Source organism: Streptomyces sp. NPDC047085, from assembly GCF_040643735.1.
Classification (GTDB): Bacteria; Actinomycetota; Actinomycetes; order Streptomycetales; family Streptomycetaceae; genus Streptomyces.
Genome location: NZ_JBEYUW010000005.1, coordinates 564,081 through 577,449 on the forward strand (window position 1 = coordinate 564,081; position 13,369 = coordinate 577,449).

Genomic DNA, 13,369 nt, shown 5'->3' on the forward strand with positions numbered 1-13,369 from the left:
GCCTACCCGGCTGCGGGCAGTCGTGCCGCTGGGGCGGCGCCCGTCCCAAAGAAAGGCGGCACCCCGTCAGCGCGGACAAGCGACCCAACCTCAGCCCAGCCACAGCACACGGAGTCCCCGAAGCACAGGGCACCCAGGCTCCCGCACCAAGCCGCGCCTAGTCCTCCCCGTACCGAGGATCAACCGTCTCCGGGGTAAGCCCCAACAACTCCGCCACCTGCTCCACGACAACCTCGTGCACCAGCGCGGCCCGCTCGTCCCGCCCCTTGGTCCGAATCTCCACCGGCCGCCGGTACACGACCACCCGCGCCTGCCGCCCGTCCCGCGCAGGAATCACCCCACCCAGCGGCACCGGCTCATCGCTCCACGCCTCCGCACCCCGCCCCTCCAGCCGAGGCACCTCGAGCACGAGGAAATCGATGTCCGCCAACTGCGGCCACCGCCGCTCGAGCCGCTCCACGGAGTCCTGCACCAGATCCGCGAACACCTCGGCACGACTCGCCGCCAGCGGCACCTGCGGCGGCGCGATGGGCCCTCGCATGCCCCTTCCATGGCGATCACGACGTCGGGGCCCGGGGCCTGCGGCACGGGGCGGTACACGGTTGTCCATCACCGCTGAAGCCTAGTCCCCGCAGGCCCAGCCCGCCCGGCCCCACGCCCAGCCCGCCCGGCTCCACGCTGCGACCACCGGCAACCACCGTCACCGGCGGCCGCCCCGACCCCACCCACTCCCCATGTCGCCGGATGACCATTCCAGCCAAGGTCTGGCTCGTTTCCGTAACCTTCCAAGACCAGTGAACTCAAGGCAATTGACGGTGTTTGTGCCGACTCATGACCGGACGTATCCCCGCCCAAGTTCCCGCGCCACCTCGTCCTCGCAGGTCAGCAAGGTATGTTCGGAAAAGCATGTGGGGCGTCTCACAGCACGACACGGTGGAGTGACCTGGTGGAGAGTCGTCGCGGCCCGCTCAAGAGTGCGGTACCGTCCAACGTCGTGAGCCCTGTACGTCGCTGTTCGCGCACCGCCTGCGGCCGACCCGCCGTCGCGACGCTGACGTACGTCTACGCCGACTCGACCGCGGTCCTCGGCCCGCTCGCCACCTACGCCGAACCCCACTGCTACGACCTCTGCGCCGAGCACTCCGAGCGCCTCACCGCCCCCCGCGGCTGGGAGGTCGTCCGCCTCCTCGACGGTTCCGCCCCGGCCCGGCCCAGCGGCGACGACCTGGAAGCGCTTGCCAACGCCGTGCGCGAGGCGGCCCGCCCCCAGGAACGGGCGGCCGAGGCGGGCGGCGGCGGAGCCCGCACCGCGGACCCCATGGAGGTGGCCCGCCGCGGCCACCTACGGGTCCTGCGCTCCCCGGACAACTGACACGGCCGACGCGACCGACCCACGGCCGACGCGACCGGCACGACTGGCATCCTGCGTTACGGCGAAGCGGCACCTGTGAGTCCACTTGGTGTCCGCACACCCGCCCCTTACCCCCGACGGGTAGTTTGTGGGCACCCATAGGACTTTCAGGAGGGTTGGCCGTGGCAGCTGATCTGTCGCAGATCGTGAAGGCGTACGACGTGCGCGGAGTGGTCCCGGACCAGTGGGACGAGTCACTGGCCGAACTCTTCGGCGGCGCCTTCGCCGAGGTGACGGATGCGGCGGCGATCGTCGTGGGCCACGACATGCGCCCGTCGTCCCCCGGCCTGTCCCGCGCCTTCGCGCGTGGCGCGGCCAACCGCGGCGTGGACGTCACCGAGATCGGCCTGTGCTCCACCGACCAGCTGTACTACGCCTCGGGCGCTCTGAACCTACCCGGCGCGATGTTCACCGCCTCCCACAACCCGGCCCAGTACAACGGCATCAAGATGTGCCGCGCGGGCGCGGCGCCTGTCGGCCAGGACACGGGCCTCACCCAGATCCGCGAACTGGTGGAGCAGTGGCTGGAGTCGGGCGCTCCGGAACCCGCCGCCGAGCCGGGAACCCTCACCACGCGCGACACGTTGGACGATTACGCGGCGCACCTCCGCTCCCTCGTCGACCTGACCTCCATCCGCCCCCTGAAGGTCGTGGTCGACGCCGGCAACGGCATGGGCGGCCACACGGTCCCCACGGTCTTCGACGGCCTGCCCCTGACCGTCGTCCCGATGTACTTCGAACTGGACGGCACCTTCCCGAACCACGAGGCCAACCCGCTCGACCCGGCCAACATCGTGGACCTGCAGAAGCGGGTCCAGGTGGAGGGCGCCGACCTCGGCCTCGCCTTCGACGGCGACGCCGACCGCTGCTTCGTCGTGGACGAGAACGGCGACCCGGTCTCCCCGTCGGCGATCACCGCCCTGGTCGCCGCGCGGGAGCTGGTCCGCAACAGCGGCGCGGGCACGGTCATCCACAACCTGATCACCTCCCGCACGGTCCCCGAGGTCGTGAAGGAGAACGGCGGCACCCCGGTCCGCACGCGCGTCGGCCACTCCTTCATCAAGGCCGAGATGGCCCGCTCCGGCGCGATCTTCGGCGGTGAGCACTCCGCCCACTACTACTTCAAGGACTTCTGGAACGCCGACACGGGCATGCTGGCCGCCCTGCACGTCCTCGCGGCCCTCGGCGGCCAGGACGCCCCCCTGTCCGCCCTCACCGCCCAGTACGACCGCTACGCGGGCTCCGGCGAGATCAACTCCACGGTCACCGACCAGGCCGCCCGCCTCGCCGCGATCCGCGCCGCCTACGAGGGCCGCCCGGGCATCACCCTCGACGACCTCGACGGTCTCACGGTCTCCGCCGCCGACTGGTGGTTCAACGTCCGCCCCTCCAACACGGAACCCCTCCTCCGCCTCAACGCCGAGGCCAAGGACGAACCCACCATGACCAAAATCCGCGACGAAGCCCTGACCCTCATCCGCTCCTGACCCCCAACCGACCCACCCCGCCCAGCCGCAGGAGCGGCGAGCCCAAGCCGAACAGGACCGCGCCGCGTCCGGCGACGGCGACGCGCATCCCCATGGGCCGGGGGCTCGGCCCCGCGCCACCCCCGCCCCATCCCCGTGACCGCGCCTCTCGGCCACCCGAGAGCTCCCACCCCACCCCGCCCTGTCCCATCGGCCCGCCCCTTGCCGTGCCCCGGTCTTCCAGCGGATCCGGCCTCCATCTCCGTGACCGAGGCTCTCCATCACGCGAGTCGGGCGGGCGGGTGGGCAAGACCGGGGGTCCAGGGGGCGGAGCCCCCTGGGCGGCACGGCAGCAGGCCGAACCCTCCGGCACCGCCCAGCCAGCGGTACGCTGACCAGCACATCCGTAAACGTCGTATCCGCGCCCGAAGGGACACCCCATGCCGCTCGAAGCCGGCCTCCTGGAGATCCTCGCCTGCCCGGCCTGCCACGCCCCTCTCAAGGAGCAGGACACCGAGCTGATCTGCACCGGTCAGGACTGCGGCCTCGCCTACCCGGTCCGCGACGGCATCCCGGTCCTCCTCGTCGACGAGGCCCGCCGCCCGGCGTAACCCCGCCTGGCGCAAGCCGCCCGGCGCGGCACACCCCCGTCCGGCGTAACCCGTTCGGCGTAACCCGCCCGCCGTAGCACCGCCCCGAAAGGCGGCCGCCGCAATGGCGAGGCGCACCCCGCGCTCGACCCCCCAGCAGGACCCAGCAGGACCCAACCGGACCCGGCGACAACAGAACCCCGGCGAATCGGAGGCTGCCTCCCATGCTCGACGAATCGCTCCTCGACACCCCGGAGGGCCTCGCCGAGGCCGACCGCCGAGGCCTCCTGCGCGGCGCCGCGGAAGCCGGTGCCCGCGTCCGCACGGCCGCCCGGCACGCCACCGAGGCCGGCGTCGGCGACCTGAAGCCCGACGGCCGCCCCCGCGCCGTCCTCATCGCCGGCCCCGGAGCCGCTGCCATCCACACCGCCGACCTGCTCGGCACCCTGGCCGGCCCCGGCAGCCCCGTCATCCGGCTGGCCCCCACCGGCGTCGCCCCGGCCGCCGGCGCCCTGCGCTGGGAACTCCCGGGCTGGACCGGCTCCGTGGACCTGCTGCTGATCGCCACCCCGGACGGCACCGAACCCAGCCTCGCCCTGCTCGCCGAGCAGGCCTACCGTCGCGGCTGCACGGTCGTCGCCGTGGCCCCGGCCGACACCCCCCTCACCGAGTCGGTGAGCCGCGCCCACGGCCTCTTCGTACCGATGGCGACGACGCCGTACGACCAGGAAGAACCCCTCGCCGCGTCCTCCCCGGGCGTCTTCTGGGCCCTGTTCACCCCGCTGGTCGCCCTGCTCGACCGCATCGGCCTGCTCAGTGCCGGATCGGACGCCCTGGAGAAGGTCGCCGACCGCCTGGACACCGTCGCCGAGCGCTGCGGTCCCGCCATCGCGACCTACAGCAACCCGGCCAAGACCCTCGCCGCCGAACTCGCCGACACGCTCCCCGTCCTCTGGACGGAAGGCACCTCCGCGGGCCCCGCCGGCCGCCGCTTCGCCGACGCCCTCGCCGAACTCGCCGGCCGCCCCGCCCTGGTCGCCGAACTCCCCGAGGCCCTCGCCGCGCACAGCGCCCTGCTGGCCGGCCCCCTCGCGGCCAGCGCCGACCCCGACGACTTCTTCCGCGACCGCGTCGAGGAGGCTCCCGCGCTGCACGCGCGCGTGGTGCTCCTGCGCGACCGCCCGATCAGCGAACTCACCGCCGCTCCGGCCGCCCGCGACCTGGCCCTCAGCCACGACACGCCGATCAGCGAGCTCGAACCGGAGGAAGGCGCCGAACTGGAGACCCTCGCGGAACTGATCGCCGTCACAGATTTCGCCGCCGTTTACCTCGCGCTCGCTTCCAGGGCCTGATCTTGCTCCAGGTCGTCGTGTCCGGGCCCGCCCGGGGCGAGCGACCCGCGCCCACCGCCGGCACCCAGGCCGGTGCCGGTGCCCGCTGAGCAGCGCACGTACGGAGACAGAGAAGACATGGATCGCCTCGACAACACCATCCGCCCCTACGCGTGGGGTTCCCCCACCGCCATCCCGCACCTCCTCGGCGTCGAGCCGACCGGCGAGCCGCAGGCGGAGATGTGGATGGGCGCGCACCCGGGCGCACCCTCGCGCACCGCGCGCGGGACACTCGTCGAGGTCATCGACGCCGACCCGGAGCGTGAGCTGGGCGCGCGGGCGGTGGCGAAGTTCGGCCCGCGACTGCCGTTCCTCCTCAAGATCCTCGCCGCCGGCGCCCCGCTCTCCCTCCAGGTGCACCCCAACCTGGAGCAGGCCAAGGAGGGCTACGAGGACGAGGAGCGGCGGCGCATCCCCATCGACGCCCCGCACCGCAACTACAAGGACGCCAACCACAAGCCCGAACTGATCTGCGCGCTCACCGAGTTCGACGGGCTGTGCGGCTTCCGCGACCCGATCCAGGCGGCCGGCCTGCTGGACGGCCTCGGCGTCGACTCCCTGAAGCCGTACGTCGACCTGCTGCACGCCCACCCCGAGGACGCGGCCCTGCGCGAGGTCCTCACCGCCGTCCTCACCGCCGACCCGGAGGAGATGGCCCACACCGTCGCCGAGGCCACCGCCGCCTGCACCCGCCTCGGCGGCGACTACGCCCCCTACGCCGACCTCGCCCACCACTACCCGGGCGACCCCGGCGTCATCGCGGCCATGCTGCTCAACCACGTCCGCCTGCAGCCCGGCGAGGCCCTGTTCCTCGGCGCCGGCATCCCGCACGCCTACCTGAGCGGCCTCGGCGTCGAGATCATGGCCAACTCCGACAACGTCCTGCGCTGCGGCCTGACCCCCAAGCACGTCGACGTGCCCGAACTCCTGCGCGTCGTCCGCTTCGAGGCCGGTGACCCGGGCGTGCTGCGCCCCGAGGCCTCCCCGGACGGCGAGGAGGTCTACGAGACCCCGATCGACGAGTTCCGGCTCTCCCGGTACGTCCTCCCCGAGGGCGGCACCGCCCACGACCTCACCCTGGACACCCCGCAGATCCTGCTCTGCACGGCTGGCGCCGTCTGCGTCGGCGAGCACGAACTCCGCCCCGGCCAGTCGGTGTTCGTCCCGGCAGGGGAGCGGGCCGAGGTGTCCGGCGCGGGCACGGTCTTCCGCGCCACCGTGATCGCCTGAGCCGTCGTGATCGCATGACCGGGCCGTTGGGCGTGACCGGACCTGTGAGTATGACCGGGCTTGTGAACATATGACCGGGGCTGTGGATACCTGACGCGCCGCGGGCCCGGCGGGCTGCAAGAATGGCCCACCGGCAAAGCCCGGGCAAAGCCGGGCGGACGCCCGGACGGCGTAGACGTACGACGGTGAAGGGACAACGCGGACACATGAGCGCGTCAGGCGGTACCAAGGCGATCGTGGCGGCCCTCGGCGCCAATCTCGCGATCGCGGCGTCGAAGTTCGTCGCGTTCGCCTTCAGCGGCTCCTCCTCGATGCTCGCCGAGGGCGTGCACTCGCTCGCCGACTCCGGCAACCAGTTCCTGCTGCTGATCGGCGGCAAGAAGGCCCAGCGCGAGGCGACGCCGCAGCACCCCTTCGGCTACGGCCGCGAACGCTACATCTACGCCTTCCTCGTCTCCATCGTCCTCTTCTCCATCGGCGGCATGTTCGCCATCTACGAGGGCTACGAGAAGATCAGCCACCCGCACGAGGTGGAGCACTGGTACTGGCCGGTGGGTGTCCTCGTCTTCGCGATCATTGCCGAGGGCTTCTCCTTCCGCACGGCCATCAAGGAGTCCAACGAGCTGCGCGGCGCGCTGTCCTGGAGCCAGTTCATCCGCCGCGCCAAGGCGCCCGAGCTGCCGGTCGTCCTCCTGGAGGACTTCGGCGCGCTCATCGGTCTGCTCCTCGCCCTCGGCGGCGTCGGCCTCGCCCTGATCACCGGCGACGGCGTCTGGGACGGCATCGGCACCGTCTGCATCGGTGTTCTGCTCGTCCTGATCGCCCTGGTCCTGGCCGCCGAGACCAAGTCGCTGCTGCTCGGCGAGGCCGCGGGCATCGACGACGTCCAGAAGATCGAGGCCGCGATCGTCGACGGCGACACCGTCCCCCGCGTCATCCACATGCGCACCCTGCACCTCGGTCCCGAGGAGCTGCTCATCGCCGCCAAGATCGCGGTCCAGCACGACAACACGGCCGCCGAGGTCGCCAAGGCCATCGACGCGGCCGAGGCCCGCATCCGCGCCGCCGTCCCCATCGCGCGCGTCATCTACCTCGAGCCCGACATCTACAGCGAGGCCGAGGCCGCCAAGGGCCCGGACCCGGAGGCCACCCCTGGCGGCCCCACCCCGCACGCCACGGGCCACTGAGACCCATCACGCCCACGGGGCCCGCCGGATCCGGCGGGCCCCGCGCGCTGCCATCCCCGGCTTCGGACCGCTGTCATCCACGCGGACCGGACCCGGACCAGGCTCGGACTCGCTGTCGTCCGGGTCATCCGGGTCGGTCCGGTCGTCCAGCCCTCAGACCGGCTGCACCGGCCAGGGCGGGGGCGGCGGTACGAGGGCCCGCGCCCGTCGCCGTACCGCCCAGGCGCCGATCCCCAGGCCGACACCGACCAGCACCATGACGGCCCCGAAGACCATCCCCGAAACGAGCAGCCCAGGGACCGCACGGCTGTCCGTCACCCGGCCCCGGACCGCGCCCACAGGCACCGACCCGCCGTCTTCCGAGGTGAAGGCACGCGAGTCCCGGGCGTTCGCCCGGTGGTCACCCAGCAGGAACAGCCGCCCCTCGGGGACCTTCACGTCGTACGGCGGATACCCACCGTCGGCGTCGCCCTGGCTCACATACGGCTCCGCGATCGGCTTCCCGTTCACCGTGACCCGGCGCTGCGACCCCACGGTCGTACAGCAGGCCACGTGATCGCCGGCCACTCCGATGACCCGCTGCATGACGACACCGGGCCCGTAGCGCTCCGGCATCGAGATCAGGACCACGTCGCCACGCCGCACCTCGCTCCCGTCGACGCGTTCCCACAAGACCCGGTCGCCCGGCCCGTACGTCGGTGTCATGCTCTTGCTCGTCACGGTTGAGCCCCTGTAGGCCTCCTTGCCGTAGACGAAGGTGCCGCCTCCCAGCGCTGCCCCCAGCAGCCCCACCAGGAGAGCGGCGATCCCCAGTCCCCGTCCTGCGCCCACTTTTGCGTCCTCCCCGATACGGCGACTCTGCGGCATCTCTGCAGCACCTGTGCGGCGCGGAGAATATCGGGACCCCACGAACACCCCGCACGGCAGGCCGCGCCTCGGACACCGCCTGCGTCCGTTGATCGGCGTGATGTGTTCGCAGGCGGACTGGGGTGACCGGGTCCGGCGGTGTAGCTTGGGACGGAGCCAGACGTCGCTGCTGATGGCGGTCGGGCGGTCCCGGAGCGGACCGACCGAGGGAGAGAGGGCCTCCGACGGACTGCGCTGCGCGTACGTGGGCATGCCTGTGTCCTCTTTCTCGGGCACCCCTGTGTCCGCTGCCGCGCAGACCAGCCGTACCCACCTCGACCCGATACCGAGGAGCAGCTCGTAATGACGACTGTCGAGAACCGACAGGACTTCAAGGTCGCCGACCTCTCCCTGGCCGAGTTCGGCCGCAAGGAGATCACCCTCGCCGAGCACGAGATGCCGGGCCTGATGGCGATCCGCAAGGAGTACGCCGAGGCACAGCCTCTCGCCGGCGCCCGCGTCACCGGCTCCCTGCACATGACCGTGCAGACCGCCGTCCTCATCGAGACCCTGGTCGCCCTCGGCGCCCAGGTCCGCTGGGCCTCCTGCAACATCTTCTCCACCCAGGACCACGCGGCCGCCGCCATCGCCGTCGGCCCGAACGGCACGCCCGACAACCCGCAGGGCGTCCCGGTCTTCGCCTGGAAGGGCGAGACCCTGGAGGAGTACTGGTGGTGCACCGAGCAGGCGCTGACCTGGCCGGACAGCCCCACCGGCGGCCCCAACATGATCCTGGACGACGGTGGTGACGCCACCCTTCTCGTCCACAAGGGCGTCGAGTACGAGAAGGACGGCAAGGTCCCCGGCCTGGAGACCGCTGAGTCCGACGAGCACCGCGTCATCCTCCAACTGCTGCACCGCACCCTGGGCGAGAACCCCCGGAAGTGGACCCAGCTGGCCTCCGAGATCCGCGGCGTCACCGAGGAGACCACCACCGGCGTCCACCGCCTGTACGAGATGCAGCGCGACGGCGTCCTCCTCTTCCCGGCGATCAACGTCAACGACGCCGTGACCAAGTCGAAGTTCGACAACAAGTACGGCTGCCGCCATTCCCTGGTCGACGGCATCAACCGCGCCACGGACACCCTGATCGGCGGCAAGACCGCGGTCGTCTGCGGTTACGGCGACGTCGGCAAGGGGTGCGCCGAGTCCCTGCGCGGCCAGGGCGCCCGCGTGATCGTCACCGAGATCGACCCGATCTGCGCCCTGCAGGCGGCGATGGACGGCTACCAGGTCACGACCCTCGACGAGGTCATCGACAAGGCCGACATCTTCATCACCACGACCGGCAACAAGGACATCATCATGGCCGCCGACATGGCCAAGATGAAGCACCAGGCGATCGTGGGCAACATCGGCCACTTCGACAACGAGATCGACATGGCCGGCCTCGCCAGGGTCCCCGGCATCGTCAAGGACGAGGTCAAGCCGCAGGTCCACACCTGGACGTTCCCCGACGGCAAGAAGATCATCGTGCTGTCCGAGGGCCGTCTGCTGAACCTGGGCAACGCGACCGGTCACCCGTCCTTCGTGATGTCCAACTCGTTCGCGGACCAGACCCTGGCCCAGATCGAGCTGTTCACCAAGCAGTCCGAGTACCCGATCGGCGTCTACACGCTGCCCAAGCACCTGGACGAGAAGGTCGCCCGGCTGCACCTGGACGCGCTCGGCGTGAAGCTCACCAAGCTGCGCCCGGAGCAGGCCGCGTACATCGGCGTCGAGGTCGAGGGCCCGTACAAGTCGGACCACTACCGCTACTGAGCCCTGACTCCGTAGCCCCGCCCGCCGGGGGAAGCACGCCGGTGCACCGACGCGCTCTCCCGGCAGCAGGTCCACCGATCCTCCGAGGCAGGCCCCCGCACCCCCGTGCCGGGGGCCTGCCCCTTTGGCCGGACCGGCCCCTGACTGGCGGACCGGCTCCGGACCGGACCGTCAGCCCGCCAGACTCCAGGACCTCCCATGCCCCGCGGCCGTTATTCGCTCCACGATCCGCACGATCGCACCCCCCTCGCTGAAGAGCACTTCCAGTGCGCCCCCGGTCCGACCGGCTGGCGCTACGTCTCCCGGCTGACCACCCCCGCGGGCGACGAGCAGGGCTCTGTCGACCTCGCCCTGGACGACCTCGGCCGCCCCATCCGTCTCGAACTCCACGCCGGAGGCTGGCAGGTCCGCGGCGCTGCCCTGGACGGCGTCACCTGGGTCCGTACCGACCCCACCGGAGATCAGGCCACCGAAGGCAATGTGCGCGCCCACGCCTTCACCGGCACGTCCCCCGCGTTCCTCGTCGCCACTACACGTCTCCTGCGCCTCACCCCCTCCACCGCGGCGACCCGCGTACGCCTCGTGGCCCTCACGGACCCGGTCCTCGCCCCCCGCACCGTGGACCAGTCCTGGTCTCTGCTGAACAGAGAAACACACGCCACTGACAACGGCCTCCTGACCGTGGACGAATACCAGGTCACAGCCCTGGACACAGGCGAACAGCACACGGTGCACATCGCCGGCGACGTGGTCCTGGCGGCCCCTGGAATCGAGCTGGAAGACCTGCAGTCGCCACCGTCCCGGTTCGACTGATTCCGCCGATTCCGACGGATTCAAACCAAATGCGACAGAGTGGCGAGGTGGCGGCACAGGCCGACGCGGCTCACGCCGGCGGCACGAACCCCGTGGAACCGGAACCTGTCGAGCCGGCATCGGGACCCGAGGCCGAACCAGTGCCAGTGCCAGGGCCGGCCGCCGGAGGGACGGGAGCCTCAGGCTCTGCCGCGACCGGGGGCTGGACGTACGGAACAGGCGGGACAGGTCGCACAGACTGGGATCCCTTCGGCGGCCAGGCCGCCTGCGGCTGATAGGGGTGCTGACCGGGGTGTGCCACCGGCGGCTGCGGCACCGGCGAAACCGCGCCCCCGAACGCCTGCCGTGCCTCACGAGCCTGCCGTTCCTGGACCACGGCCGCCAGGAAAGCGGCCGGGTGCTCGCCCTGCGGCACGGCAGTGCCCGTACGAGCCGCGAGATCGGCCGCGAGCTGCTGCGCCATGCCCAGGGAGACCTGCGGGTCGAGCTGGTGCATCCGCGTCAGGTACTGCCGGACCCCGAGCCAGAGCCCGTTCGGAACCGCCGACAGATCCAGCCCGGCGAACCGTCCCGCGAGCCACGGCGGAGGAGGCGGAGCGAAGCCGGTCCGCCCGGCGGGAACCCGCTCACGCACGACCAGAGTGCCCGCGAACACGTCCCCGAGCCGCCGCCCGCGAGCCGACACGAACGAGGCGATACAGGCCACGACCCCGAACGTCATCAGGATCTCGACGAAACCGATCGCTCCGCGCACCAGCGCGTGCCGGAACCGGATCGGCCCGCCGTCGTCCCGCACCACGCGCAGCCCGAAAGCCAGCTTGCCGAGCGATCGCCCATGGCTGAGCGTCTCCACCGCTATCGGTGCGCCGACCAGTACCAACAGGAAGGTCGCGACCGACAGCGCGAGCCGCGCGGCCTCGTCCAGGGACGCGGTGCCCGCGACCAGCGCCATGGTGACCCCGATGTACAGGATCATGGCCACGACCAGGTCCAGCAACACGGCCAACGCCCTGCTCGGCAGCTTGGCGGGCCGCAGTTCGAGCGCCACCGCCTCACCGGTCACCAGCTCACTCACGTCCGCCGCCCTTCCTCTGTCTGCCCTGATGAACCGCAAGTCTGCCAAGCTGAGGGCGCATCGCGCCCCAGTACGACAAGCTGACAGCATCACGAGCATCCACGACGAGCAGTCGACGAACAGCCGAGGAGCAGGCAGACCCGATGGACCTGGACGTCTTCGTCTCCGCACACCGGGCCGAATGGGACCGCCTCGACGCCCTGCTCCGCCGCCAGCGCCGGCTCAACGGTGCCGAAGCCGACGAACTCGTCGCCCTCTACCAGCGCACCGCCACTCACCTCTCCCTCATCCAGTCCAGCGCCCCCGATCCGCAGCTGACGGGCTGGCTCAGCCAACTGGTGGCACGCGCGCGTAGCGCCGTCGCGGGAACCCGCCGGGCCTCATGGCGTGACGTCACACGCTTCCTGGGGCAGGGCTTCCCGGCCGCGGTGTACCGCGCGCGTCACTGGTGGGTGCCCACCGCGCTCATCTCCACGGTCATCGCGATCCTGCTGGGCTGGTGGATCGGCACCCATCCGGAGGTGCAGGCGTCCATTGCGGCCCCCAGTCAGCTCCGCGAGCTGACTCGCCCCGGTGGCGAGTACGAGACGTACTACTCCAGCCACCCCGCCGCGTCCTTCGCCGCCCAGGTGTGGACGAACAACGCCCGAGCCGCCGCGATGTGCCTGGTCCTGGGCGTCTTCCTGGGCCTACCCGTCCTCTGGATCCTCTTCGAGAACATGCTCAATCTGGGCGTCGGCATCGGCCTGATGTCCTCCGCCGGCCGCCTCGACACCTTCCTCGGCCTGGTTCTCCCCCATGGCCTGCTCGAACTGACCGCGGTCTTCGTGGCCGCCGGTACGGGGCTTCGTCTCGGCTGGACCGTCATCGACCCCGGTCCGCGAAGCCGCCGCACCGCGCTCGCGGAAGAGGGTCGGGCCGCCGTGGCCATGGCGATCGGCCTCGCCCTGGTGCTGTTCGTGTCCGGTGCCATCGAAGGCTTCGTCACCCCCTCGGGCCTGCCCACGTGGGCCCGCATAGGCATCGGGGTCGCCGCTGAGCTGGCCTTCCTGGCCTACGTCTACGTCCTCGGCGGTCGCGCGGTACGCGCCGGCGAGACGGGCGACCTCGAGGCATCCGAGCGAAGCGCGACCGTCCCCACGGCCGCCTGATGTGCGAACCACCCCTGTGAGCTGCTAGTCTCCTCTTCGCCCCAGAAACCCGTTGACACGGGTGGATGGGGGAGGTAGATTTCATGAGTTGCCTGGAGTGGGGCATGGCCCCCGGGCAGGCGCTAGAATCTATCTGCTTCACGAAGAAGTTGCGAAAGCGACTCCGAGAAGCAATCCTCCGATTACTCAGAAATGAGCGGCCGGTCAGACCGGCCAAGAACTTCTGATAAAGTCGGAAACGCCGGAAAGGGAAACGCGAGAGCGGAAACCTGGAAAGCACCGAGGAAATCGGATCGAGAAAAGATCTGATAGAGTCGGAAACGCAAGACCGAAGGGAAGCGCCCGGAGGAAAGCCCGAGAGGGTGAGTACAAAGGAAGCGACCGTTCC

The 13,369-nt window shown here is 71.1% G+C and carries 12 protein-coding genes; 9 read left to right on the forward strand and 3 right to left on the reverse strand.

Annotated elements, in window-relative coordinates; translation table 11 throughout:
• Positions 1 to 157: 157 nt before the first annotated feature.
• Complete coding sequence (locus tag ABZ865_RS21245; protein WP_361232223.1) at positions 158 to 541, reverse strand: metallopeptidase family protein; 384 nt, start codon at positions 539 to 541, stop codon at positions 158 to 160.
• Positions 542 to 946: 405 nt separating this feature from the next.
• On the opposite strand from ABZ865_RS21245, the gene ABZ865_RS21250 reads away from it, so the two are divergent.
• The 6 genes from ABZ865_RS21250 (at position 947) to ABZ865_RS21275 (ending at position 7,275) form a co-directional block, all read left to right on the forward strand.
• A complete protein-coding gene (locus tag ABZ865_RS21250) occupies positions 947 to 1,372 on the forward strand; it encodes a DUF3499 domain-containing protein (protein WP_031225760.1) in 426 nt (141 codons plus the stop codon).
• Between the two features lie 161 nt (positions 1,373 to 1,533).
• Positions 1,534 to 2,898: a phosphomannomutase/phosphoglucomutase gene (locus ABZ865_RS21255; protein WP_361232227.1), complete on the forward strand. Its 1,365-nt coding sequence runs from the start codon at positions 1,534 to 1,536 to the stop codon at positions 2,896 to 2,898.
• Between the two features lie 419 nt (positions 2,899 to 3,317).
• Positions 3,318 to 3,488, forward strand: coding sequence for a Trm112 family protein (locus tag ABZ865_RS21260; protein WP_007382472.1), 171 nt, complete (start codon positions 3,318 to 3,320; stop codon positions 3,486 to 3,488).
• A 203-nt stretch (positions 3,489 to 3,691) separates the two neighbouring features.
• The gene (locus ABZ865_RS21265) at positions 3,692 to 4,819 is read left to right on the forward strand and encodes an SIS domain-containing protein (RefSeq protein WP_361232231.1); all 1,128 of its coding nucleotides are present in this window, start codon (positions 3,692 to 3,694) and stop codon (positions 4,817 to 4,819) included.
• Between the two features lie 117 nt (positions 4,820 to 4,936).
• Positions 4,937 to 6,088, forward strand: a complete 1,152-nt coding sequence (gene manA, locus ABZ865_RS21270) for a mannose-6-phosphate isomerase, class I (protein WP_361232235.1) — start codon at positions 4,937 to 4,939, stop codon at positions 6,086 to 6,088.
• A 206-nt stretch (positions 6,089 to 6,294) separates the two neighbouring features.
• Positions 6,295 to 7,275, forward strand: a complete 981-nt coding sequence (locus tag ABZ865_RS21275) for a cation diffusion facilitator family transporter (protein WP_361232238.1) — start codon at positions 6,295 to 6,297, stop codon at positions 7,273 to 7,275.
• 153 nt (positions 7,276 to 7,428) lie between these two features.
• Here ABZ865_RS21275 and lepB read toward each other — a convergent pair whose 3' ends face one another.
• Positions 7,429 to 8,106 (reverse strand): signal peptidase I, encoded by a 678-nt coding sequence (lepB, locus tag ABZ865_RS21280; RefSeq protein ID WP_361232241.1) that lies wholly within the window; start codon positions 8,104 to 8,106, stop codon positions 7,429 to 7,431.
• Positions 8,107 to 8,484: 378 nt separating this feature from the next.
• On the opposite strand from lepB, the gene ahcY reads away from it, so the two are divergent.
• A complete protein-coding gene (gene ahcY, locus ABZ865_RS21285; RefSeq protein ID WP_361232244.1) occupies positions 8,485 to 9,942 on the forward strand; it encodes an adenosylhomocysteinase in 1,458 nt (485 codons plus the stop codon).
• 198 nt (positions 9,943 to 10,140) lie between these two features.
• Complete coding sequence (locus ABZ865_RS21290; protein WP_361232247.1) at positions 10,141 to 10,755, forward strand: hypothetical protein; 615 nt, start codon at positions 10,141 to 10,143, stop codon at positions 10,753 to 10,755.
• Between the two features lie 70 nt (positions 10,756 to 10,825).
• Here the strand turns inward: ABZ865_RS21290 and ABZ865_RS21295 are convergent, their stop codons facing one another.
• Complete coding sequence (locus tag ABZ865_RS21295; RefSeq protein ID WP_361232250.1) at positions 10,826 to 11,830, reverse strand: RDD family protein; 1,005 nt, start codon at positions 11,828 to 11,830, stop codon at positions 10,826 to 10,828.
• Positions 11,831 to 11,973: 143 nt separating this feature from the next.
• Between ABZ865_RS21295 and ABZ865_RS21300 the strand changes: the two genes are divergently transcribed.
• A complete protein-coding gene (locus tag ABZ865_RS21300; protein WP_361232253.1) occupies positions 11,974 to 12,981 on the forward strand; it encodes a stage II sporulation protein M in 1,008 nt (335 codons plus the stop codon).
• Positions 12,982 to 13,369: the final 388 nt, after the last annotated feature.

Coding starts and splice junctions, on each gene's coding strand:
- ABZ865_RS21245 (WP_361232223.1), bottom strand. CDS start 541: ATGCGAGGGCCCATCGCGCCGCCGCAGGTGCCGCTGGCGGCGAGTCGT.
- ABZ865_RS21260 (WP_007382472.1), top strand. CDS start 3,318: ATGCCGCTCGAAGCCGGCCTCCTGGAGATCCTCGCCTGCCCGGCCTGC.
- ABZ865_RS21265 (WP_361232231.1), top strand. CDS start 3,692: ATGCTCGACGAATCGCTCCTCGACACCCCGGAGGGCCTCGCCGAGGCC.
- manA (WP_361232235.1), top strand. CDS start 4,937: ATGGATCGCCTCGACAACACCATCCGCCCCTACGCGTGGGGTTCCCCC.
- ABZ865_RS21275 (WP_361232238.1), top strand. CDS start 6,295: ATGAGCGCGTCAGGCGGTACCAAGGCGATCGTGGCGGCCCTCGGCGCC.
- ahcY (WP_361232244.1), top strand. CDS start 8,485: ATGACGACTGTCGAGAACCGACAGGACTTCAAGGTCGCCGACCTCTCC.
- ABZ865_RS21290 (WP_361232247.1), top strand. CDS start 10,141: ATGCCCCGCGGCCGTTATTCGCTCCACGATCCGCACGATCGCACCCCC.
- ABZ865_RS21300 (WP_361232253.1), top strand. CDS start 11,974: ATGGACCTGGACGTCTTCGTCTCCGCACACCGGGCCGAATGGGACCGC.